Origin of the sequence: Rubellimicrobium sp. CFH 75288 (assembly GCF_009904055.1) — a bacterium.
GTDB lineage: Bacteria > Pseudomonadota > Alphaproteobacteria > Rhodobacterales > Rhodobacteraceae > Rubellimicrobium.
In genome coordinates this window covers 262,705-283,982 of the sequence record NZ_WYDP01000008.1, presented here as the reverse complement: position 1 = coordinate 283,982, position 21,278 = coordinate 262,705, and the positions used below count along the sequence as shown (strand labels likewise).

Sequence of the window (21,278 nt, the reverse complement as noted above, 5' to 3'; positions counted from 1 at the left end):
TCAGGCTCCCACCACGATCACGTCCCGTGGGGAAAAGCTGATGTCCACCGCCTCGCCCGGAGCAGGGGGCGGAGCGTCGGGGCGGTTGAACGTGTCGAGGACGAAAGGGGTCCCGCCGACTTCGGCGCGGATGCGGATGATCGAGCCCATGAACTCGACTTCGCGGGCGACGCCCGACAGCTGGATGGCCTCGTCCTCGGGCCGACCCAGTCGGAGCGCTTCGGGCCGCAGGGCGAGAGTGAGCGCTTCTCCCGCCGCCCGGGGGAGCCGCCGACCGAGCCGGAGCCGCCGGCCCGACACGTCCACCAGGCCGGTCTCGGACTCGAGCACCCGTGCCTCGAATGGGGTCAGCGTTCCCACGAAGCTTGCCACGAAGGCGGTTGCGGGATGGTTATAGACCTCGAACGGCGTTCCGGCCTGCTCGAGGATGCCGGCGTTCATCACCACGACCCGGTCGGAGATCGACAGGGCCTCCTCCTGATCGTGCGTCACGAAGATGGTGGTAATTCCCAGATGCCGCTGGATGGTCCGGATTTCGCTGCGCAGCCGCACCCGCACCTTGGCGTCCAGCGCCGAGAGCGGTTCGTCAAGCAGCAGCACGCGCGGCCGGGGTGCGAGCGCCCGCGCCAGCGCGACCCGCTGCTGCTGGCCGCCGGAGAGCTGGAACGGATAGCGGCTTCCGAAATCGCCCACGGGCAGACCGATCAGGTCCAGCATCTCGGCCACCCGCTCGGCCGTCTCCTGCCGCGGCACGCCGGCCACCTTGAGCCCGAAGCCCACGTTCTGCGCGACCGTCAGGTTCGGGAAGAGCGCATAGGCCTGAAAGACCATGCCGACGTTGCGGGCATTGGTCCGCAGCGGAATCAGGTCCCGCCCCTCGAGGCGGATGGCCCCCGTATCCGGCGTCTCGAACCCTGCCACCATCCGCAGCACGGTGGTCTTGCCGCAGCCGGAGGGACCCAGGAGGGAGACGAACTCCCCCTTGTCGATGCTCAGCGAGAAATCCCTCACCACGCGGTTCGCCCCGAAGGATTTCTGGAGACCCTGAAGATCGAGATGGCTCATCGCCCGGCAGCCCTCGTGTGTTTCTGCGTCCGTGCGACGAGCGAGATCAGCCCCATGCAGGCCCAGGTGATGACAAAGGCGATCACGGCCAGGGCGGTGGGTTCGTAGGCGCGGTCCTGACCAAGCCGCTGCATGAAGGGGCCAAAGGCGGGCCGGTTCAGGATGGCCGCCATGGTGAACTCGCCGATGACGATGGCAAAGGTCAGAAAGGCACCCGAAAGGACCGCCGTCAGGACATTGGGCAGGATCACCCGTCCCAGGATGGTGATCCAGCCCGCGCCCAGCGATTGCGCCGCTTCCGTCAGCGTCGGCACGTCCACGGCCCGCAGCCCGGTATCCACGGCGCGATACATGTAGGGCAGGGCGAGCATCACGTATCCCATCGCCAGCAGCGCGTTCGTTCCCATCGCCGTGCCCGTCAGCGGCAGCCAAGACCCGGTGTTGTAGAGACGGATGTAGCCGAACACGACGACGATGGCGGGAATCACCAGCGGCAACAGCGTGACGAACTCGACGAAGGGGCGCAGCTCCGGCATCTTGAGCCGCACCCAGAACGCGGTCGGCACCACGAGCAGTACGCCCACCACGATAGTCACAAGCGCCATCGTCACCGAGAACAGGAAGGTGCGCTGGAATTCAGGGTTCGACAGGATGGACGCATAGGCATCGAAGGAATATTCGCCGCGGCGCATCCGCAGCGAGAACTCCGTCATGCCCCAGAGGGGAAGGGCAAAGTAGATGCAGCCCAGAAGGAAGATCGTCCATGCGGCGATGCGGGTCATCTCATCCACCTTTCGGCGCGGGCGCGCAGGACGATGTAGATCGCATTGGCCGCCGCCGTGATGACGATCATGCCCAGCGCTAGGGCATAGCCGAGATGAGGGTTGCCGAGCACGTCGCCCCGGATCTGCGCATAGAGCAGGATGGGAGCGATGTTGAGCGAGGGTCCGGTCAGCGCGATCGCGGTGGCGACGGCGCCGAAGGCGTTGGCGAACAGGAGCGCCATCGTCCCGAGGATCGAGGGGAACAGGATCGGCAGGGCCACCATCCGCCAGTACTGGAACCCCGATGCGCCCAGCACTTCCGCAGCCTCGCGCCATTCGCGGCGCAGCCCGTCCAGGGCAGGCGTGATGATGAGGATCATCAGAGGGATCTGGAAGAACAGATAGGTGACGATGAGGCCCCACGCCGACAGGAGGTTCCACCCGTAGGCCCTCAGGTTGATCCCGAATTCGGTGCGCAGGTAGAGCGTCAGCAGCCCGGCCGGCCCGAGGGTCGCGATGAAGGCGAAGGCCAAGGGCACGCCGGCGAAGTTCGAGGCCACGCCCGAAAAGGTCAGGAGCGGATTGCGCAGGCGCTTGGGCACCCCCCAGAGCACGACGGAGGCCGCCATCAGGAAGCCGATCAGGCAGCCCAGCAGCGCCGACCAGAAGCTGATGCGGATCGACAGCCAGTAGGCGCTGCGGATGGACGGGGTGGCGAGATCGAGGACGTTCTGGATCGTCCACCCCCCGCGCCCGTCGCGGAAGGCGCCCACGACGATGTAGAGGGTCGGCAGCAGCAGGAACAGCGTGGCGAAGAGCAGGAACGGCAGAAGCCCGAGCCAGCGCAGCGGAAGCCGCGTGGTCAGCCGGGGCGGTGAGACGGCCGTGCGCGTCGCCTCGGTTGTCAGGGCCATGCGGATCCTGCCGGTGAGAGGATGTCCCGGCGGACGAGCCGCCGGGACGGGATCAGTCCTGCGGGATCACTGCACCACGTCGGCGCCGACGACCGCATCCCAGCCGTTCACGATGACCTCGCGGTTGGCGTTGATCTGCTCGACGGTGGGGAACACGGCACGCTGGTAGGCTTCGGCCGGCGGCAGACGGTCCAGCAGCTCCTGCGGCACGACGCCCCGCTCGACCAGGTCGTTGTAGCGGATGGGGTGGCAGTAGCCCTCCAGCCAGTGGAGCTGGCCTTCGTCCGAATAGAGGTATTCCATCCACAGCTTGGCCGCGTTCGGATGCGGCGCGTAGGCCGAGATGGCCTGGACATAGACCCCGGCCAGGGTGACGTCCGACGGGACCACCACCTCGACGGGCGGGTTGCCGTCCAGCGTGTCGCGGGTGCTGAGCGCGTTGTAGTCCCACTGGATGAGAATGGGCGTCGTGCCTTGGGCCAGCGTGCCCGATCCTCCGATGACGGGGACGAAGTTGCCCGCCTCGTTCAGCTCGCGGAAGAACTCGAGCCCCGCTTCGCCCGAGGCCTGACCCGGCTCCGCGCCGCGGGCCATCCCGGCGGCCATGACCCCGAGGATCGCCTGGTTGGACGCGCGGGGATCCCCGGCGAGAGCCACCATTCCCGCATATTCCGGCTTGAGCAGGTCCGCGAAGCTCTGCGGCACGTTGTCCACCAGATCGGTGTTCACCGCAAAGGCCATCACGCCGTAATAGTCGCCGTACCAGTAGCCTTCGGGGTCCTTGGCATCCTCGGGGATCGTGTCCCAGGTCGAGACCATGTAGGGCTGGATCAGACCCTCGTCCTTGGCCTGCGGACCGAAGGCGAGACCCACGTCGATCACGTCCGGCGCCTGCGGGCCGGTATTGTTGCGGTTGGCGCGGATCGCCTCCAGCTCCTCGGCCGAGGAGGCATTGGGGTTGAGCTCGTTGATCGTGATCTCGGGATAGCGGGCGGCGAAGCCGTTGAACATGCCCTCGTAATTGCACCAGTCGCGCGGCAGGGCGATCGTGGTCAGCATCCCCTCCTCGCGCGCAGCGGCTTCCAGCTCCTCCAGCGACTGGGCCAGCGCCGCGCCGGACTGCGCCAGCAGAGCGGCGGTCGCCGTGGCGGCCAGCCAGGTCTTGGTCATCATGGACGATCTCCCCAGGATCAGGTGTCGCCGGGTCTCCCTCGCCCGGCCCGCGGGGGTTAGCTAACGGATGAAACGGCTTTGTGACAATCGCCGTGTCGCGTTGTTCCGGAACCGCCCGGATGCCCCCGCGTTGCCCCGGCACCATCTGCGAGGGAGTGATCCGCGATGACCGACGATGCCGAGACTCGTGCGGACCTTGAGGCCAGGTTCTGGAAGGCGCTGCGCTCCGACATGACCGTGATGCTGGGCCTCGACAAGGAAACGGAGCAGCGGCCGATGACGGCGCAACTCGCGTCGGACGAGGATCGCGGCCCCATCTGGTTCTTCTCGGCCAAGGATCACGACCTCAACCGCCGCCTCGAAGGCGCGACCCCCGCCACCTTCACCTTCGTCTCGAAGGGGCACGACCTCTGGGCGACCGTGTCGGGCACGCTGGTCGAGGACATGAACCGCGCCATGATCGACAAGCTGTGGAACCCGCACGTGGCGGCGTGGTACCCGGGCGGCAAGGAGGACCCCTCGCTGTCGCTGCTGCGCTTCGATCCGGCCTCGGCGAAGATCTGGAAGGACGGCTCGTCCCTGATGGCGGGTTTGCTGTCCCTGCTGGGCCGCGATCCGCAGGCGGACTATCAGGACAACACGGCGACCGTGAACCTCCGCTGACCTGCCGTTCCATGGGCGAGCGGCGCGGGTCCGTCCGGGCTGTCCGGACCGGAGCAGATGCCGCCGACCGCGGCCGTGCGGCGCCTCAGCCGCGCGGCCCCTGCGCGTCGAGAAACGCCCGCAGGGCCGCCTCGGTCTCGCGCGGGCGATCGGCCTGGAGCCAGTGGCCGGCGCCGCGGAGCCGGGCGAGGCGGGCCTGCGGGAAGAGGGCGCGGATGCGCTCCCGGTGTTCGGGGCGAATGTAGGGGCTGTCCTCTCCGGCGAGAAACAGGGTCGGCCCCTCGAAGCGGCCTGCCGGATCGTGCCAGCCGGTGATGGCATCCATCCAGTTCCCGAGGGCATCGAGATGGAGACGCCAGCGGCGGGCCTTGAGATCAAGGCTGCCCAGCAGGAAAGCCGCCACGGCCGGATCGCTCAGCCCGAGCTTCTCCGCCGCCTCGGAGCGGGTCGCGACCGTGGCGGGATCGACCGCCCGCATGGCGGCGATCTCCCTCAGCCGGTCGGCGGCGTGGCCGTAGGCGACGGGCGCGATGTCGAGCACGACAAGCCGGCGGACGAGATCCGGCCGCGCCAGCGCGAGGGTCATGGCGGCCTTGCCTCCCATCGAATGGCCGACCATGTCCAGCGGGCCCATGCTCTCCGCCTCGATCAGCGCCGCAAGATCGGCGGCAAGGGCGGGATAGTCGTGCCGGTCGTCCCACGGACTCTCGCCGTGGTTGCGCAGGTCCGGCACGATCACGGGGCGGTCGGCGGCCAGTTGACGGGCGATGGCGTTCCAGTTGCGTGCCGACCCGAACAGGCCGTGGGCAATCACCACGGGGGTCCGTCCGCCGCGCGCCGGTCCATGCCGCACGCTGTGCAGGGGCACGGCCGGGGGGAGCGGCGTCAAGAGGCCGGTCTCCCCGCCGGACGGGACGGCCGGTCGCCCCTCACAGGTCGGGATAGATCGGGAAGCGCTCGCAGAGCGCGGTGGCTGCCTCGGCGACGCGCGCCTCGACGGCCGGATCGCCCGCGCCGTCCGTCTCGCGCAGGGCGTCCACCACCTCGATGATCCAGCGGCCGACCTGGCGGAACTCGTCCTCGCGGAAGCCGCGGGTGGTGCAGGCGGGGCTGCCGAGGCGCACGCCCGAGGTCACGGTGGGCTTCTCGGGGTCGAAGGGCACGCCGTTCTTGTTGCAGGTGATGTGCGCGCGGCCCAGCGCGGCCTCGGTCGCGTTGCCCTTGACCCCCTTGGGGCGCAGGTCCACCAGCATCAGGTGCGTGTCGGTGCCGCCCGTGACGATATCGAGGCCGCCCCTCATCAGCTCGTCGGCGAGCGCCTGGGCGTTCAGGATCACCTGCCGGGCATAGTCCCTGAAGGCGGGCTCGAGCGCCTCGGCAAAGGCCACGGCCTTGGCGGCGATCACATGCATCAGCGGGCCGCCCTGGATGCCGGGAAAGATCGCGGCGTTGACCTTCTTGGCGATCTCCTCGTCGTTCGTGAGGATCAGGCCGCCGCGGGGTCCGCGCAGCGTCTTGTGCGTCGTCGTGGTGGCGACATGTGCATGCGGGAAGGGCGAGGGGTAGAGGCCCGCAGCCACAAGCCCCGCGAAATGGGCCATGTCCACGATCAGATACGCCCCGACCTCGTCGGCGACGGCGCGCATCCGGGCAAAGTCGATGACCCGCGGGATCGCCGATCCGCCGGCGATGATCGCCCTGGGGCGATGCTCCCGTGCGAGGCGCTCCACCTCGTCATAGTCGAGCGTGCTGTCCTGCCGCCGGACGCCGTACTGGACGGCGTTGAACCACTTGCCCGACTGGTTGGGTTTCGCCCCATGAGTGAGGTGCCCGCCGGCTGCGAGGCTCATGCCGAGGATCGTGTCGCCGGGCTGGAGAAGGGCGGTGTACACGCCCTGGTTCGCCTGGCTGCCCGAATGGGGCTGGACATTGGCGAAGGCGCAGCCGAACAGCCGCGTTGCGCGCTCGATGGCGAGCGTCTCGGCGATGTCCACGAACTGGCAGCCGCCGTAGTAGCGCCGGCCCGGATAACCCTCGGCATACTTGTTGGTCAGGACCGAACCCTGCGCCTCGAGCACGGCGCGGCTGACGATGTTCTCCGAGGCGATCAGCTCGATCTCGCGCTGCTGGCGACCCAGTTCGCGGGCGATGGCGTCGGCGATCTCGGGGTCGCGGGCGGCAAGGGCGGTGGCAAAGAAGCGCTGGTCCAGCATGATCGGTCCTCCGGGCGGGCCGGGTCCGTCTAAACCGCCGCCAACCTCTTGGCGAGGCCGAAGGCGACGTGTCGCAGGTCCTTGTCGTCTCCGATCGGCGGGGTTGCGTTTCCGATCGGCTCGGCTGACAACCCCTTCGACGCCATGTGCCCGATGCGCCTCCACTTCCGCGCGGTCGATACCCCCCTCGCGCGGGAGGGGCTGGAGCGGCTGATCGATCGCTACGGGCAGGTGCCGCCGGAGGAGGCCGAGGCGGTCGTGGCCCTGGGCGGCGACGGCTTCATGCTCGAGACGCTTCATGCCGTGGAGGGGCGGGAGATCCCGGTCTATGGCATGAACCGCGGCACGGTCGGCTTCCTGATGAACGGCTATCGGGAGGACGACCTGCCCGAGCGGATCGCGGCGGCCGAGCGGGCCGTCATCAACCCCCTGCGGATGACCGCCACGACCCTCGACGGCGAGACCCGCGAGGCGCTGGCCATCAACGAGGTCTCGCTGCTGCGCTCCGGGCCGCAGGCAGCCAAGCTGCGCATCAGCGTGGACGGGCGGATGCGGCTCGAGGAGCTGGTCTGCGACGGCTGCCTCGTGGCGACGCCGGCGGGATCGACGGCCTACAACTACTCGGCCCACGGACCGATCCTGCCCATCGGGGCGGAGGTTCTGGCCGTCACCGCCATCGCTCCGTTCCGGCCGCGCCGGTGGCGGGGGGCGCTGGTGCCTAAATCGGCCACCGTGCGCTTCGACGTCATCGAGCCCGACAAGCGGCCGGTTCGGGCGGATGCCGATTCGGTTCCGGTCCGGCGCGTCGCCGCGGTCGAGGTGCGCTCGGAGCCCAGCGTGCGGCACCACCTCCTGTTCGATCCCGGTCACGGGCTGGAGGAGCGGCTGCTGCGCGAGCAGTTCGCCTGACCCCCGGCGTTGCCGCTCTGCCGCTAGTCAATAGCGTTCCGGTCGGACGGCCCGACAATCGCTAGCGGCGTGGCGATTTTGCCTGAGAGCGGCCGCTGCTCCCTCCTCGGCTCACCGGCCCAGCGGCAGGCGCCCCGCCCGCCGATCCGCGGCCGCTCATCGGGAGAGACACCGCCATGACGCTCAAGACCCTGATTTCCGCCGCTGCCCTGACCCTCGCGCTGGGAATGCCCGCGCTGGCCGACGGGGGCGGCAACGTCGTGCGCCTGGAGCAGCACGGACATTACAACGCGATCGGTGCAGGACAGGACGGCAGCCGCAACCGCCTGACCGTCACGCAGGACGGCTGGCGCAACGGCACGGTGGCGACGCAGGACGGGCATCGCAACCGGATGGTCGTGGGCCAGACGGGCTGGCGCAACGGGGCGGTCGCGCTGCAGGACGGACGCTGCAACGTCCTCGGCATCGCCCAGTTCGGGCGCCGCAACGCGGCCGATGTGGAGCAGGCGGGCCGCTGCAACGCGCTGGGCGTGATCCAGACCGGCCGGGGCGGCGACGTCACCGTGCGCCAAGGCGGCCGGGGCAATGTCGCCGTGGTGGTGCAGGACTGATCCTGTCGGGGCGCGCCGCGTCCGGCGCGCCCCCTCCAGCAGGGAGGATTTCCGATGCTGACTGAATCTCCCCTCGTGATGGGTCTGGCCGCGATCCTTCTGACCGCCTGCGCCATGGTCCTCGGCACGCCGGAGGACGACCCGCTGCCCGGACTGTCCCTCCGCTCGGCCCCGGCTGCAGCCCCGTTTTCCTGCGTCCTGAGGGCGCAGCAGGCCGGGGGTTCGGTGTCCCTGCGCGGCGAGGTGACGGCACGGGCCGCCCTTGCCGGTCACTACACGCTGCGCATCCGCGGCACGGGCGTCACGGTGGATCAGAGCGGTCCCTTCGCCATCGGCCCCGGCGAGACGGCGCGGCTGGGCGCGGCGACGCTGCCGGGCCGGGTTTCGCACTACGACACGAGCCTCATCGTCGAGGCCGGAGGACGGCGCCATGCCTGCCCGCTCGTCGCGTCCTGAGCGCTCGCGCCTCCCGGCGATGGTGCTGGCCTTCCTTCTGGCGGGAACGGCCGCGTCGGCCGAGGTGGTGACCTGGACCTGGAGCCCGGGCGACGGTCCGCTGCGTCCCGCTCTGCGGCAGGTCCTGCGGGCCTACGGCTTCGAGAGCCCGATCCCGCCCGGCGTGACCCTCCAGCAATGGGGCCGGGATCACCGCGCCGTCGTCTCGCAATCGGGCGGCCGCAACCGGGCGCTGATCTATCAGCAGGGACGGGGCCACACCGCGCGCCTGGTGCAGGAGGGCGGCCGCAACCGGGGCGCGATCCTCCAGTTCGGACGCGGCGCGGAGACCGAGATGGTCCAGCACGGGGGCGAGCGGGGCGTGACGGTCCAGATCGGCCGCCGCCCGCACCGCTGACCGGCCTCAGCCGTACTGGGCGACAGGCGTTCCGGCGATGGCGCTCATGTTCAGCAGGCCGCGCGCGGTGATCGAGGGGGTCACGATGTGGGCGCGGTTGCCCATGCCCATCAGGATCGGCCCGACCTCGAGTCCGCGCGCCTTCATCTTGAGGATGTTCCGCACGCCCGAAGCCGCGTCGGTGCCGGCGAAGATCAGGATGTTGGCCGCCCCCTCGAGTCGCCCGCCGGGCAGGAGCCGCTCGCGGATCTCGGGGTCGAGGGCGGCGTCCACGTGCATCTCGCCCTCATAGGCGAAGGGGACCTCGCGGGCGTCGAGGATCTCGAGCGCCGCCCGCATCGTGCGCCCCGACGCCGTGTCGAGATTGCCGAACTGGCTGTGCGAGCAGAGCGCCACCTTGGGCTCGAGGCCGAAGCGGCGGGCGTGGCGCGCGGCGGCGATGGCGACCTCGGCGACCTGCTCGGGCGTGGGGTCCGGGTGCACCTGCGTGTCGGCGATGAACAGCGGCCCGTCGTCGAGGATCATGAGCGACAAGGCTCCGATCGGCCGGAGCCCGCCGCGCGCCAGGACCTCTCGCACGTAGCGCAGGTGCCAGAGATACTGGCCGAAGGTCCCGCAGATGAGGCTGTCGGCCTCGCCGCGGTGGACCATCACGGCGGCGATGGCGGTGGTGTTGGTGCGCATGACCGCCCGCGCGATATCGGGCGTCACGCCGCGGCGGGCCATCAGCTCGTGGTAGGTGCTCCAGTAGTCGCGGTAGCGCGCATCCGATTCGGGATTGACCAGCTCGAAGTCGCGGTCGGGGCGGATGGGCAGGCCGAGGCGGCGGCATCGGACATCCACCACCTCGGGGCGGCCGATCAGGATGGGACGGTCGGTCGTCTCCTCGATCATGGCGTGGGCGGCCCGCAGCACCCGCTCGTCCTCGCCCTCCGCGAAGACGATGCGCCGCTCGGCGTGCCGCGACGCCTCGAACACCGGCCGCATGATGAGGGCCGAGCGGAACACCGAGCCGTCGAGCGCCTGCCGATAGGCCCTGAGATCGGCGATCGGCCGGCTGGCCACCCCCGATTCCATCGCCGCCTGTGCCACCGCGGTCGCCACCACGCCCATCAGGCGCGGGTCGAAGGGCTTGGGGATCAGGTAGTCGGGACCGAAGGTCATCTCCTCGCCGTGATAGGCGGCTGCCGCCTCGGCGCTCGTGGCCTGGCGGGCGAGCGCGGCGATGGCCTCGATGCAGGCGAGCTTCATCGCGTCGTTGATCTGGGTCGCCCCCACATCCAGCGCGCCGCGGAAGATGAAGGGAAAGCACAGGACGTTGTTGACCTGGTTGGGGTAGTCCGACCGCCCGGTGGCGATGATCGCGTCCGGCACTGCGGCGCGCGCGGCGTCGGGCATGATCTCGGGCACGGGATTAGCGAGCGCGAAGACGATGGGGCGGGGGGCCATGCGCGCCACCATCTCGGGCGCGAGCACGCCGGGGCCGGACAGACCCAGAAAGAGGTCCGCGCCGTCGATCACGTCGCCGAGCGTGGCGGGCCGGTCGCCCTGGGCATAGGCGGCCTTCTGCGGGGTCATGTCGACCTCGCGTCCGCGATGGACGAGGCCGTGGAGGTCGCAGAGCCAGACGTTCTCGCGCCGGACGCCGAGCTTGAGCAGCATGTCGAGGCAGGCGATGCCGGCCGCGCCGCCTCCGGTCGAGACGACCTTGATGTCCTCCCACCGGCGGCCCGTCACATGGAGCGCGTTGGTGGCGGCGGCGCCCACGACGATGGCGGTGCCGTGCTGGTCGTCGTGGAAGACGGGGATCTTCATCCGCTCGCGGCAGAGGCGTTCGACCACGAAGCAGTCGGGGGCCTTGATGTCCTCGAGGTTGATGGCGCCGAAGGTGGGCTCGAGCGCGCAGACGATGGCGGCGAGGCGCTCGGGGTCGGGCTCGTCGAGTTCGATGTCGAAGCAGTCGATGTTGGCGAACTTCTTGAAGAGGACCGCCTTGCCCTCCATGACGGGCTTGGAGGCCAGCGCGCCGATATTGCCGAGGCCGAGCACCGCCGTGCCGTTGGTGACGACCGCGACGAGGTTGCCTCGGGTCGTGTAGTCGCGGGCGGCGGCAGGGTCGGCGCGGATCTCGAGGCAGGCCTCGGCCACGCCGGGGGAATAGGCGCGGGCGAGATCGCGGCCGTTGGCGAGCGGCTTGGTCGCCCGCACCTCGAGCTTGCCGGGGCGGGGCAGGCGGTGATACTCGAGCGCCGCCTGCCGGAGCGCGTCCCTGCCATCGCCGGCCATGTCTCCCCCCTCCCTCGTCGTGCCGGCTCCTTATGCCCGGGGGGCAGTGCCTTGCAAAGCGGTCCGCTCTCCCGCAGGGTCGCGCGGCCATGACCGCCGATCCCTTTCCGATCCGCGCCGAGGTGCGGCTGCCGACCACCGACCTGCGGGCCGATCTGCCCTTCTTCACCCGGACGCTGCGGATGCGGCTCGACACGATCTATCCGGCGGACGATCCGGCGGTGGCGGTGCTGTCGGGGCACGGGCTGCGCATCCGGCTGGAGCGGGGCGAAGGGACGCCGGGGCTGCTGCGCGTGCTGACGGACGACCCGTCCTTTGCGGGGGGCGAGCGGGCGCTGGTGGCGCCGGGGGGCACGCGGGTGGAGGTGGATGCGCTCGATCCGCCGCTCGTGCTGCCGGAGACGCGCCATGCCTTCGTGGTGCGGCGCCTCGCGGACGGGGCGCCCTGGGTCATCGGGCGGGCGGGGATGCACTACCGCGACCTCGTGCCGGGGCGTCTGGGCGGGGCGATGATCGCCTCGCACATCCGCATCCCGGATGGCGGCCCCGTGCCCGACAGCGTCCATTTCCACAAGGTCGGCTTCCAGCTGATCTTCTGCGTCCGGGGATGGGTGGACGTGGTCTATGAGGATCAGGGCGGGCCGCGGCGGCTGAACGCCGGCGACTGCTTCATCCAGCCGCCCGAGATCCGGCACCGGGTGCTGGAGGCGTCCGACGGCATCGAGGTGGTCGAGATCGGGGTGCCGGCCGACCACGTGACCGAGATCGACCACGAGATGACCCTTCCCACCCCCCATCTGCGCCCCGAGCGGGAATGGAAGGGCCAGCGCTTCGTGCACAACCGCGCCGAGGGTGCGGCTTGGGAACCCTTCCGGCTCGCCGGGTGGGAGGCACGGGACACGACCATCGCCGCGAACACGCGCGGGCTGGCTGGCGTCCGGGTCGCGCGGCCGCGCGCGACCGGCGCGGAGGCGCCCTGGAGCGTGCACGACGCCGACATCCTGTTCGGCTTCGTCCTCGCGGGCGGGTTCACGCTGCGCGGCGAGGGGAAGGCGCCGTTCCGGCTGGGCGCGGGCGATGCTTTCGTGATCCCGCCGGGGCTGGCCACGCGCTGGGACGCGCCGGAGACCGATTGCGAGATCCTGGAGGTGTCGTTGCCGGGCGCCTTCGCCACGCGGGCGGTCGAGGCCCCGGACGAGGGCTGAGCGCGCGGTCCGTCCTCCCCCTGCGGGGCCCGAGGGTGCCGCCCCCGTGGGGGCGGGCGCGTTGCGACGCGCGGCGGCCGGGGATGTCCGCCTCCGCGCCGTGGACGAGCACCTGCGCAGCCAAGCGGCCCGGTGGGATGCGGCGGAACCTCGGGCATCTCGGGATGCCCCACCCCTGCAAAGAGCACGGGCGGCCGCCTGATCGTTGCAGGTCCCGCCCCGGTCGTCCGCGCCGCCCCTCCGGTCCGCCGGGACGGAAGGATCGGGCGCGTGGGGGCACCCTGCCACGGAGAGGTTAACGGATCGTTACACCACCGCGCGGTGGTGTTGCGCCGCGCTGCGGCGCGGGGCGGCGGGGGTGCGGCAGCGGGGCTGCGCCCGGCGACCTTCCCGGGCGGGACGGCTTGCCGCGCCCCCGGGGCTCGCCTTAAGTCGCGCCATGCGGCTTCTGTTTCTCGGAGACGTGATGGGGCGGGCAGGGCGGGCAGCCGTGATCGAGCGGCTGGCCGGGCTGCGGGCCGAATGGCGCATCGACTTTGCCGTGGTCAATGCCGAGAACGCCTCGGGCGGGATGGGCCTGACGGCGGAGCATGCGCGCAGCCTGCTGGCCGCCGGAGCCGATGTGCTCACGCTCGGGGACCATGCCTTCGACCAGAAGGAGATGCTGCGCTTCGTCGAGGAGGAACCGCGCGTGCTGCGCCCGCTCAACATCGCGCGGGGCGCGCCGGGGCGCGGCGCTCGCGTCTTCGAGGCGCCGGGCGGCCGGCGCGTGCTGGTCGCGCAGGCGCTGGGGCAGGTCTTCATGCGCCAGCCCTTCGACGACCCGTTCTCCGCCCTCGATGCGGTGCTGCGCGCCCATCCGCGCGGGGGCCTCGTGCAGGCCAGCCTGATCGACTTTCACGCCGAGGCCACGAGCGAGAAGATGGGGATGGGGCACTTCTGCGACGGCCGGGCGAGCGCGGTGGTGGGCACGCACACCCATGTGCCGACGGCCGATGCAGTGGTGCTGCCGGGCGGAACGGCGTATCAGACGGATGCCGGCATGTGCGGCGACTACGATTCCGTGATCGGTATGCAGAAGGAGGAGCCCCTGCGCCGCTTCGTCACGGGCCTCGCGCGGGAGCGGTTCGCCCCGGCCCTGGGCGAGGCGACGCTCTGCGGCCTGTTCGTCGAGACGGACGACCGCAGCGGAGAGGCCCGGCGCGCCGTGCCCGTCCGCCTGGGCGGCCGCCTGCCGGAGGCGCGGCCCTGAGGCCGCCCCGATCCCGATCGCGAAAGGTCCCATCCATGTTCGGTCTCGGCCTCGCCCCGGAGATCATGCCGTTCGCGGCGCTTCTGATCGTGGCGCTGATGCTGGTCGCCTTTCTGTTCGAGCGCTGGCCGGTGGAGGTCGTGGCCATCGCGGGCGCGGCGGCGATGCTGCTTCTGGGCATCCTGCCTGCGACCGACGTCCTGCCCGTCTTTTCCAACAGCGCCCCTTGGACCATCGCGGCGCTCATGATCCTGGTCGGGGCGCTCGAGCGGACGGGGACCCTGGACTGGATCACCGGTCACGCCGTGCGCGGCGTCACCACCCATCCGCGCGCGACGCTTGCCGCGCTGTCTCTGGGGATCGTGTTCGCCTCGGCCTTCGTCAACAACACGCCGATCGTGGTGCTGATGATCCCCGTCTTCGTCCAGCTCGGGCGGGCGATGAACGTGGCGCCCTCCAAGCTCCTGATCCCGCTGAGCTATCTGTCCATCGTGGGGGGGACGCTCACGCTCGTGGGGACGTCCACCAACCTGCTGGTGGACGGGGTGGCACGCGGTGCGGGTCTGGAGCCCTTCCGCATCTTCGAGATCACGCCGATCGGTCTGGTGGTCGCGGCGGTGGGGCTGCTCTATCTGGCCCTTCTCGGGCCGCGGCTTCTGCCCGACCGGACGGGGATGAGCGGGCTTCTGACCGACCGCACCAAGATGCGCTACTTCACCGAGGTGGCGATCCCGGAGGGCAGCGCGCTGATCGGCAAGCCGGTGCTGGGCGTGCCGCTGTTCACGCGCGAAGGGGTGCGCGTGGTGGACGTGATCCGGGGAGACCTGTCGCTGCGCCGCGAGATGGAGACGGTCAGCCTGCGCGCCGGCGACCGCGTGGTGCTGCGCACGCCGGTGGCGGAGCTCCTGTCGCTCCAGAAGGAGCGGTCACTGCGTCCCGTCGATCCGCTGTCGTCCAAGGCGACGACGACCGTGGAGGTGCTGATCGCGGCCGACTGCAAGATGGTGGGGCGGCGTCTGGGCGATCTGCGGCTGCGCCGCCGCTACGGGGTCTATCCGCTGGCCGTGCACCGGCGGGACCAGAATTTCGGCCGCCAGATCGACGACGTGGTGGTGCGGGTGGGCGACACGCTGCTGCTCGAGGGCGCGCCGGAGGACATCGCGCGGCTGGCGCAGGAGATGAACCTGGTGGACATCGCCCAGCCCACCGCGCGCGCCTTTCGCCGCAACCGCGCACCCGTCGTCGTGACGGTTCTGGGCCTGGTCATCGGGCTGGCCGCGCTCGAGGTGGCGCGGATCGAGATCCTGGCGCTCCTCGGCGTGGCGGTCGTGCTGCTGACGCGCTGCATCGATGCGGACGAGGCCTTCGGCTTCGTGGACGGGCGGCTTCTGGCGATGATCTTCGCCATGCTGGCCGTGGGACGCGGGCTCGAATTGTCCGGGGCGGTGGGCATGATCGTGCGGAGCCTCACCCCCTTCATGGAACACTGGCCGCCCGCCCTGACGATCCTCGCGGTCTATGCGCTGACCTCCCTGCTGACGGAGATCGTCACCAACAACGCGGTCGCGGTGGTGGTCACGCCCGTGGCGATCGGACTCGCGCAGTCGCTGGGCATGGACCCGCGAACGATGGTCGTGGCGGTGATGCTGGCCGCCTCGGCCGCCTTCGCCACGCCGGTGGGCTATCAGTGCAACCTGCTGGTCTATGGGCCGGGCGGCTACCGCTTTGCGGACTTCCTGCGCATCGGGGTTCCGCTCAACCTGGTCATGGCGGCGACGGTCAGCCTCGCGCTGCCGATGCTCTACGGCCTGTGACGGCCGGCAGGCCGGGCGCGGCCTTGCCCCGTGCGGGGCGGGCAGGCTAGAGGCGAAGGCCGGACGGACAAGGAGGGCGCCGCATGGCCGGGCACAGCAAGTGGGCCAACATCCAGCACCGCAAGGGCAAGCAGGACGCGATCCGCTCGCGCCTGTTTTCCAAGCTCTCGCGGGAGATCACGGTGGCGGCCAAGCTGGGGGACCCGGATCCCGACAAGAACCCGCGCCTGCGTCTGGCCGTCAAGGAGGCCAAGGCCAATTCGATGCCCAAGGACGTGATCGACCGCGCCATCAAGAAGGCGATGGGCGGCGATGCCGAAGCCTACGAGAACATCCGCTACGAGGGCTACGGGCCGGGCGGGGTCGCCGTCATCGTCGAGGCGCTGACCGACAACCGCAACCGCACCGCTTCCAACGTGCGCTCCACCTTCGGCAAGAACGGCGGCAATCTGGGCGAGACCAATTCCGTCGCCTTCCAGTTCGAGCGCAAGGGCGAGATCCGCTATCCCGCCTCGGCGGGGGATGCCGACACGGTGATGATGGCCGCTCTCGAGGCCGGGGCCGAGGATGTCGAGAGCGACGCCGAGGGGCACTGGATCACCTGCGCCGAGGACGAGCTGGGCACCGTCTCCGCCGCGCTGGAGGCGACGCTGGGCGAGTCCGAATCGGCCCGCTTCGTCTGGAGGCCCAAGGTGACGACGCCGGTGGACGCCGAGACCTACGAAAGGGTCATGCGCCTGATCGAGACGCTGGAGGACGACGACGACGTGCAGTCGGTGACGACGAATCTCGAGGCGTCCGAGGAGGTCATGCGGGCCTACGCGGACAGCTGACGCAGGAGGGGCGGCCGTGCGGGTCGCACCGGGACCCCCTGCGGGGGAGCGGCGGGGCCGGTGGTCCGCCGCAGGCGCGACGCCATGAGCGGGTCCGACGCCGAGGCGCGCGGCGCCGTCGCGATCCCGGCCGCTCCGTCCGCCGCGCCGGTGACGGGCATCCTGTGGATGATGCTCGCGGGGCTCCTGTTCGTGGGCATGACGGCGACGGTCAAGCATGTCGGGCAGGCGGTACCCGCGCCGCAGGCCGCCTTTCTGCGCTTCGCCCTCGGGCTGCCGCTGGCGCTGCCGATGCTGTGGCCGCTGCTCTCCGTCCGGCTGACGGGGCGGCAGGCGCGCCTGTTCGGGCTGCGCGCGCTGGTCCACACGGGCGGGGTGCTGTGCTGGTTCTTCGCCATGACGCGCCTGCCGCTGGCCGAGGTGACGGCGATGGGCTACCTCAACCCGGTCTTCGTCACGGTCGGAGCGGCCCTCCTGCTGGGGGAGCGGTGGGAACGGCGGCGGCTGCTCGCGGTGGGGGCGGCCTTTCTGGGGGCGCTGATGATCCTGCGGCCCGGCTGGCGCGCGGTGGAGGCGGGCCACCTGGCGATGATCGGGGCGGCGCTGGGTCTGGGCGGCGGCTATCTGGTGGCCAAGCGGCTGTCGGCGGAACTCGAGGCGTCGGTCGTGGTGGGGATGCTGTCGGTCACGGTCGCGCTGACGCTGCTGCCGTTCGCCTGGGCGGTCTGGGTGCCCGTGGGCGCGGGGCAGGTGGCCTGGCTCGGCCTGACGGCGCTGTTCGCCACGGGCGGGCATTACGCGATGACCCGCGCCTTTGCGGCCGCGCCGCTGGGGACGACCCAGCCGGCCACCTTCCTGCAGCTCGTCTGGTCGGTCCTGGTGGGATTGCTGCTCTTCGGGGAGGACGTGGACCCCTTCGTGATTGCCGGCGGGGCCGTCATCGTGGCGTCGGTCGCCGCGCTCGCCCTGCGCGAGCGCCGCGCCTGGCGCGACGGCGAGGGTCCCTAGCCGCGCGGGTCCACGAGGCGGGCGAGCACCGTGTCCGGCGTCACGGTGCCGAGGGGGCGGCCCTGCTCCTCCACGGAGAGGGCGGGGACGCTGCGCAGGCGGGCCATCACCTCGCGCACCGGCAGGTCCGGTGCCACGGTCGCCCGGCCGCCCTGGGCGGGCCCCATCACGTCGCGCGCCCTCAGAACCCCGAGCGGGTTCATGTTGGCCACGAAGTCCGCCACGTAATCCGTTGCCGGAGCACGGAAGATGTCGCGCGGCGTGCCGCACTGGACGATCCGCCCCCCCTCCATGATGGCGATGCGGTTGCCGATCTTGAACGCCTCGTCGAGGTCGTGGCTGACGAACACGATGGTGCGATTGCGCCGGGCCTGGAGGTCCAGAAGCTCGTCCTGGAGGCGGGTGCGGATCAGCGGGTCGAGGGCCGAGAACGGCTCGTCCATGAGCAGGATGGGCGCGTCGGTGGCGAAGGCCCGCGCCAGCCCCACGCGCTGCTGCATCCCGCCCGAGAGCTGGCCCACCAGCGCGTCGGCGCGTTCGTGCAGGTTGACGAGGCGCATCTCCTCGTCCACGCGGGCGTTGCGTGCCTTGCGCGGAAGGCCCCGCAGCTCGAGCCCGAGGCCCACATTGTCGCGCACCGTCCGCCAGGGGAGCAGGCCGAACTGCTGGAAGACCATGGCGACCGTCTCCTGCCGGAGGCGTCGCAGGGTCGCGCCGTCGGCGTGGGTGACCGAGACGGGCCCCTCCGAGGTGCGCACGCGCACCTCGCCCCGGATCACCGGATTGAGCGCGTTCACCGCCCGCAGGAGCGTGGACTTGCCCGAGCCCGACAGGCCCATCAGCACGAGGATCTCGCCCTCGGCCACCTCGAGCGTGCAGTCGTGCACCCCGAGGATCTGTCCGGTGCGGGCCTGCACCTCGGCCCGCGACAGCCCCTCGTCCATGAGGGGAAGCGCGCGGGCGGGATTGTCGCCGAACACGATGGAGACGCGGTCGAAGGCCACGGCCGGCACGGCGGTCATCGCTTCACCCGCAGCATCCGGTCGAGCATGACGGCGACCACGACGATGACGAGGCCCGCCTCGAAGCCGAGCGCGGTATTGACCGTGTTGAGCGCCCGGACGACGGGAACCCCGAGCCCGTTGGCCCCCACGAGCGCGGCGATCACCACCATCGAGAGCGACAGCATGATGGCCTGGTTGAGCCCCGTCATGATCTGGGGCCAGGCCCAGGGCAGCTCTACCTTCCACAGGGTCTGGCGCGGGGTCGCGCCGAAGGCCTGCGCGGCCTCGAGCAGGGCGGGAGGCGTGGAGGCGATGCCGAGATGGGTGAGCCGGATCGGCGCCGGCAGGACGAAGATCACGGTGGCGATGAGGCCGGGCACCATGCCGAGCCCGAAGAACACGATGGCCGGGATGAGGTAGACGAAGGTCGGCAGGGTCTGCATCAGGTCCAGGACGGGCGCGAGGGCGCGGTAGAGTCGCGGACGGTGCGCCGCGGCGATCCCGATGGGCACGCCGAGGCCCATGCAGACCGCGCAGGAGGTGAGCACCAGCGTCAGGCTCTCGGTCACCTGGCGCCAGTAGCCCTGGTTGAGGACGAACAGGAAGCACAGCGCCACGAGAAGGCAGGTGCGCCAGTTGCGCTGGAGAAGCCAGGTGAGCACGACGAAGCCCGCCACGACCGCCAGCGGCGGCGGCGTCTGGAGCACCCAGAGGACCGCGGCGATGATGCGCTCGAGCAGCAGCGAGAGGCCGTCGAAGAACCACGCGCCGTGGCGCTGGAGCCAGTCGAAGCCCTGGGCTGCGGTGCGCCCCACGGGGATCTTGGGAAGTGCAAGCCAGTCCATGCGCGCGGCGCGCCGCCTCCTCGGGAGTCAGGGGCCGAGGAAGGCGCGGATGCGCCCTCCCAGTTCGGCGGGGGATTCCCAGAGCAGGTTGTGCCCCAGTCCGGGAAAGACATGGTGCTCGGCCCCTGGCATGGCCTCGCGCAGGCGGTCCTGACTGGCACCGTCGAAGAGCGGGTCCTGATCGCCCCAGAGGATGAGGGTCGGCGCGGTCACGCGGGCGGCGGGAAAGGCGAGGTCGGTCGCCACCAGCGCCTGGAGCGTTCCCGTCCAGACATGGAGCGGCACGGCCGCGCTCTCGGCCCGTTCGCGGGCCAGGAACGCCTCGTTGACCGGGGTGGGGTTCCAGTACCAGTCGAGCATGAACTCGCCTTCGGGGTCGATGGGCGCCTCGAGGTTCGGCACGGTCTGCCACAGCCAGTCGGCGGCGGCGTCCGGCAGGGAGAGGGCGGCGCCGATCAGCACGATGCGGTCCACGCGTTCGGGATGGGCGGCGGCAAAGGCGATGGCCGTCATCGCGCCGAGCGAATGGCCGGCGAGGTCGGCCCGCTCGATGCCCATCGCGTCCATGAAGCCCAGAAGGTCGTGCGCGAAGCTGTCGATGCCGTAGCAGCAGGCGGGCGCCTCGGACCGGCCGTGGCCGCGCAGGTCGAGCGCCAGCATCCGCCGCTCGCCCAGATGGGGCATGACGAGCGACCAGGACCGGCTGTTGTCGGTGTAGCCGTGCAGCAGGATCAGCGGGTCGGCCGCGGCCGCGCCCTCCGGCGCCTCCACCTCCACGAAGGCGAGGGCGGGGCCGTCCGGCAGATCGACGGCCTCGCGGGCGGCGTTCCAGTCGGCCTGCGAGGGCACCTGGGCGAGGACCGCCGAGGCGCCGCACAGCAGAAAGGCCAGAAGCGCCGCGCCCCGCAACGGGCTCAGCCCCCGACCGCGGCCAGCACCGCCTCGCGCGCGTCGCCGCCGTCCACGGTGGTCACGCCCTCGAGCCACGGCCCGAGCGCGTCGGGGTTGGCCGCAAGCCATTGGCGCGCGGCCTCGCCCGGCTCCTGCCCGCCATCGAGGATCGCGCCCATGATCTCGTTCTCCATCTCGAGGGTGAATTCGAGATTCTGGAGGAACCGGCCGACATTGGGGCATTCCTCGACAAAGCCCGGACGGGTCAGGGTGCGCACTTCCGCCCCGCCCAGATCGGGGCCGAACCAGTCGTCGCCGCCCTCCAGATAGGTGATGTCGAAGTTGGCGTTCATCGGATGGGGCTCCCAGCCGAGGAACACGATGGGCTCGCCCCGCTGGTCGGCGCGGGCGACCTGCGCGAGCATCCCCTGTTCGGACGATTCGACGATCTCGAATCCGCCAAGCCCGAAGGCGTCCGATTCGATCATCTCGAGGATCAGGCGGTTGCCGTCGTTGCCGGGCTCGATGCCGTAGATGCGGCCGCCCAGCGCGTCGGCATGGGCGGCGATGTCGTCGAAGCCCTCGATGCCCAGCGCGGCGCCGGCGGCATTGGTGGCCAGCGTGTACTTGGCGCCCGTCAGGTTGACGCGGACCGTGTCGATCGTCCCCGCCTCGCGGAAGGGGGCGATGTCGGCCTCCATGGTGGGCATCCAGTTGCCGAGAAACACGTCCACGTCGCCCGAGGCCAGCGAGTTGAACGTCACGGGCAGCGACAGAAGCAGCGTCTCCGTGTCTTGTCCCAGCGCCTCGAGGATGGTCGTGGCGACGGCGGTGGTGGCGGTGATGTCGGTCCAGCCGACATCGGCGAAGGTGATCGTGCCGCAATCGGCGGCGGCCTGTCCTGCCGCGGCGACGGCGAGGACCGAGAGGGCAGCCTTCAATCTCATGTGCATCTCCCTGTTCGCCCGGTCGGGT

Annotated in this window: 21 protein-coding genes; 10 read left to right on the top strand and 11 right to left on the bottom strand. The window is 70.9% G+C overall.

Annotated features, from left to right (window positions below):
- From GT358_RS09800 to GT358_RS09785, 4 genes are all read right to left on the bottom strand, one after another.
- A complete protein-coding gene (locus GT358_RS09800) occupies positions 1 to 1,065 on the bottom strand; it encodes an ABC transporter ATP-binding protein (protein ID WP_166582419.1) in 1,065 nt (354 codons plus the stop codon).
- The gene (locus tag GT358_RS09795; protein WP_166582418.1) at positions 1,062 to 1,847 is read right to left on the bottom strand and encodes an iron ABC transporter permease; all 786 of its coding nucleotides are present in this window, start codon (positions 1,845 to 1,847) and stop codon (positions 1,062 to 1,064) included. The genes GT358_RS09800 and GT358_RS09795 overlap by 4 nt, the downstream gene beginning before the upstream one ends.
- Positions 1,844 to 2,743: an ABC transporter permease subunit gene (locus tag GT358_RS09790; protein ID WP_166582417.1), complete on the bottom strand. Its 900-nt coding sequence runs from the start codon at positions 2,741 to 2,743 to the stop codon at positions 1,844 to 1,846. Before GT358_RS09790 ends, GT358_RS09795 begins: the two co-directional genes overlap by 4 nt.
- Positions 2,744 to 2,809: 66 nt before the next feature.
- Complete coding sequence (locus tag GT358_RS09785) at positions 2,810 to 3,916, bottom strand: ABC transporter substrate-binding protein (RefSeq protein WP_166582416.1); 1,107 nt, start codon at positions 3,914 to 3,916, stop codon at positions 2,810 to 2,812.
- 165 nt (positions 3,917 to 4,081) lie between these two features.
- Here GT358_RS09785 and GT358_RS09780 point away from each other — a divergent pair, with 165 nt between their 5' ends.
- Entirely contained in the window at positions 4,082 to 4,579 is a 498-nt protein-coding gene (locus tag GT358_RS09780; RefSeq protein WP_166582415.1) for a pyridoxamine 5'-phosphate oxidase family protein, read from the top strand.
- Positions 4,580 to 4,664: 85 nt separating this feature from the next.
- Here the strand turns inward: GT358_RS09780 and GT358_RS09775 are convergent, their stop codons facing one another.
- Positions 4,665 to 5,447, bottom strand: a complete 783-nt coding sequence (locus GT358_RS09775; RefSeq protein ID WP_166582517.1) for an alpha/beta fold hydrolase — start codon at positions 5,445 to 5,447, stop codon at positions 4,665 to 4,667.
- 61 nt (positions 5,448 to 5,508) lie between these two features.
- The gene (gene glyA / locus GT358_RS09770) at positions 5,509 to 6,792 is read right to left on the bottom strand and encodes a serine hydroxymethyltransferase (RefSeq protein WP_166582414.1); all 1,284 of its coding nucleotides are present in this window, start codon (positions 6,790 to 6,792) and stop codon (positions 5,509 to 5,511) included.
- Between the two features lie 144 nt (positions 6,793 to 6,936).
- Here glyA and GT358_RS09765 point away from each other — a divergent pair, with 144 nt between their 5' ends.
- From GT358_RS09765 to GT358_RS09750, 4 genes are all read left to right on the top strand, one after another.
- The gene (locus GT358_RS09765) at positions 6,937 to 7,701 is read left to right on the top strand and encodes an NAD kinase (RefSeq protein ID WP_166582516.1); all 765 of its coding nucleotides are present in this window, start codon (positions 6,937 to 6,939) and stop codon (positions 7,699 to 7,701) included.
- A 176-nt stretch (positions 7,702 to 7,877) separates the two neighbouring features.
- Complete coding sequence (locus tag GT358_RS09760; protein ID WP_166582413.1) at positions 7,878 to 8,312, top strand: curlin; 435 nt, start codon at positions 7,878 to 7,880, stop codon at positions 8,310 to 8,312.
- A gap of 54 nt (positions 8,313 to 8,366) precedes the next feature.
- Positions 8,367 to 8,768 (top strand): curli-like amyloid fiber formation chaperone CsgH, encoded by a 402-nt coding sequence (csgH, locus tag GT358_RS09755; protein ID WP_166582412.1) that lies wholly within the window; start codon positions 8,367 to 8,369, stop codon positions 8,766 to 8,768.
- Positions 8,743 to 9,165, top strand: coding sequence for a hypothetical protein (locus tag GT358_RS09750; RefSeq protein WP_166582411.1), 423 nt, complete (start codon positions 8,743 to 8,745; stop codon positions 9,163 to 9,165). Before csgH ends, GT358_RS09750 begins: the two co-directional genes overlap by 26 nt.
- A gap of 6 nt (positions 9,166 to 9,171) precedes the next feature.
- Here GT358_RS09750 and GT358_RS09745 read toward each other — a convergent pair whose 3' ends face one another.
- Positions 9,172 to 11,451, bottom strand: a complete 2,280-nt coding sequence (locus GT358_RS09745) for an NADP-dependent malic enzyme (protein WP_166582410.1) — start codon at positions 11,449 to 11,451, stop codon at positions 9,172 to 9,174.
- Between the two features lie 89 nt (positions 11,452 to 11,540).
- Between GT358_RS09745 and GT358_RS09740 the strand changes: the two genes are divergently transcribed.
- The 5 genes from GT358_RS09740 (at position 11,541) to GT358_RS09720 (ending at position 17,563) form a co-directional block, all read left to right on the top strand.
- Positions 11,541 to 12,656 (top strand): cupin domain-containing protein, encoded by a 1,116-nt coding sequence (locus GT358_RS09740; protein WP_166582409.1) that lies wholly within the window; start codon positions 11,541 to 11,543, stop codon positions 12,654 to 12,656.
- Positions 12,657 to 13,095: 439 nt separating this feature from the next.
- Entirely contained in the window at positions 13,096 to 13,908 is an 813-nt protein-coding gene (locus GT358_RS09735) for a TIGR00282 family metallophosphoesterase (protein WP_166582408.1), read from the top strand.
- Between the two features lie 35 nt (positions 13,909 to 13,943).
- On the top strand, positions 13,944 to 15,722 hold the full coding sequence (locus GT358_RS09730; protein ID WP_166582407.1) for an SLC13 family permease: 1,779 nt from the start codon (positions 13,944 to 13,946) through the stop codon (positions 15,720 to 15,722).
- 83 nt (positions 15,723 to 15,805) lie between these two features.
- Positions 15,806 to 16,555, top strand: a complete 750-nt coding sequence (locus GT358_RS09725) for a YebC/PmpR family DNA-binding transcriptional regulator (RefSeq protein WP_166582406.1) — start codon at positions 15,806 to 15,808, stop codon at positions 16,553 to 16,555.
- 84 nt (positions 16,556 to 16,639) lie between these two features.
- On the top strand, positions 16,640 to 17,563 hold the full coding sequence (locus GT358_RS09720) for a DMT family transporter (RefSeq protein ID WP_243730805.1): 924 nt from the start codon (positions 16,640 to 16,642) through the stop codon (positions 17,561 to 17,563).
- On the opposite strand, the gene choV is transcribed toward GT358_RS09720, so the two are convergent.
- From choV to choX, 4 genes are read right to left on the bottom strand one after another with little or no spacing between them, the layout of a single operon-like run.
- Positions 17,560 to 18,576 (bottom strand): choline ABC transporter ATP-binding protein, encoded by a 1,017-nt coding sequence (choV, locus tag GT358_RS09715; protein ID WP_371416264.1) that lies wholly within the window; start codon positions 18,574 to 18,576, stop codon positions 17,560 to 17,562. The two genes, GT358_RS09720 and choV, sit on opposite strands and share 4 nt — an antisense overlap.
- A gap of 5 nt (positions 18,577 to 18,581) precedes the next feature.
- Positions 18,582 to 19,412 (bottom strand): choline ABC transporter permease subunit, encoded by an 831-nt coding sequence (gene choW / locus GT358_RS09710; RefSeq protein ID WP_166582404.1) that lies wholly within the window; start codon positions 19,410 to 19,412, stop codon positions 18,582 to 18,584.
- 27 nt (positions 19,413 to 19,439) lie between these two features.
- Entirely contained in the window at positions 19,440 to 20,321 is an 882-nt protein-coding gene (locus GT358_RS09705; protein WP_166582403.1) for an alpha/beta fold hydrolase, read from the bottom strand.
- A 5-nt stretch (positions 20,322 to 20,326) separates the two neighbouring features.
- Complete coding sequence (gene choX, locus GT358_RS09700; protein WP_166582402.1) at positions 20,327 to 21,250, bottom strand: choline ABC transporter substrate-binding protein; 924 nt, start codon at positions 21,248 to 21,250, stop codon at positions 20,327 to 20,329.
- Positions 21,251 to 21,278: the final 28 nt, after the last annotated feature.

Bases quoted from the DNA above. Each gene is read 5' to 3' on its own strand.
- GT358_RS09800 (WP_166582419.1), bottom strand. From the start codon at position 1,065: ATGAGCCATCTCGATCTTCAGGGTCTCCAGAAATCCTTCGGGGCGAAC.
- GT358_RS09795 (WP_166582418.1), bottom strand. From the start codon at position 1,847: ATGACCCGCATCGCCGCATGGACGATCTTCCTTCTGGGCTGCATCTAC.
- GT358_RS09790 (WP_166582417.1), bottom strand. From the start codon at position 2,743: ATGGCCCTGACAACCGAGGCGACGCGCACGGCCGTCTCACCGCCCCGG.
- GT358_RS09785 (WP_166582416.1), bottom strand. From the start codon at position 3,916: ATGATGACCAAGACCTGGCTGGCCGCCACGGCGACCGCCGCTCTGCTG.
- GT358_RS09780 (WP_166582415.1), top strand. From the start codon at position 4,082: ATGACCGACGATGCCGAGACTCGTGCGGACCTTGAGGCCAGGTTCTGG.
- glyA (WP_166582414.1), bottom strand. From the start codon at position 6,792: ATGCTGGACCAGCGCTTCTTTGCCACCGCCCTTGCCGCCCGCGACCCC.
- GT358_RS09765 (WP_166582516.1), top strand. From the start codon at position 6,937: ATGTGCCCGATGCGCCTCCACTTCCGCGCGGTCGATACCCCCCTCGCG.
- GT358_RS09760 (WP_166582413.1), top strand. From the start codon at position 7,878: ATGACGCTCAAGACCCTGATTTCCGCCGCTGCCCTGACCCTCGCGCTG.
- csgH (WP_166582412.1), top strand. From the start codon at position 8,367: ATGCTGACTGAATCTCCCCTCGTGATGGGTCTGGCCGCGATCCTTCTG.
- GT358_RS09750 (WP_166582411.1), top strand. From the start codon at position 8,743: ATGCCTGCCCGCTCGTCGCGTCCTGAGCGCTCGCGCCTCCCGGCGATG.
- GT358_RS09745 (WP_166582410.1), bottom strand. From the start codon at position 11,451: ATGGCCGGCGATGGCAGGGACGCGCTCCGGCAGGCGGCGCTCGAGTAT.
- GT358_RS09740 (WP_166582409.1), top strand. From the start codon at position 11,541: ATGACCGCCGATCCCTTTCCGATCCGCGCCGAGGTGCGGCTGCCGACC.
- GT358_RS09735 (WP_166582408.1), top strand. From the start codon at position 13,096: ATGCGGCTTCTGTTTCTCGGAGACGTGATGGGGCGGGCAGGGCGGGCA.
- GT358_RS09730 (WP_166582407.1), top strand. From the start codon at position 13,944: ATGTTCGGTCTCGGCCTCGCCCCGGAGATCATGCCGTTCGCGGCGCTT.
- GT358_RS09725 (WP_166582406.1), top strand. From the start codon at position 15,806: ATGGCCGGGCACAGCAAGTGGGCCAACATCCAGCACCGCAAGGGCAAG.
- GT358_RS09720 (WP_243730805.1), top strand. From the start codon at position 16,640: ATGAGCGGGTCCGACGCCGAGGCGCGCGGCGCCGTCGCGATCCCGGCC.
- choW (WP_166582404.1), bottom strand. From the start codon at position 19,412: ATGGACTGGCTTGCACTTCCCAAGATCCCCGTGGGGCGCACCGCAGCC.
- choX (WP_166582402.1), bottom strand. From the start codon at position 21,250: ATGAGATTGAAGGCTGCCCTCTCGGTCCTCGCCGTCGCCGCGGCAGGA.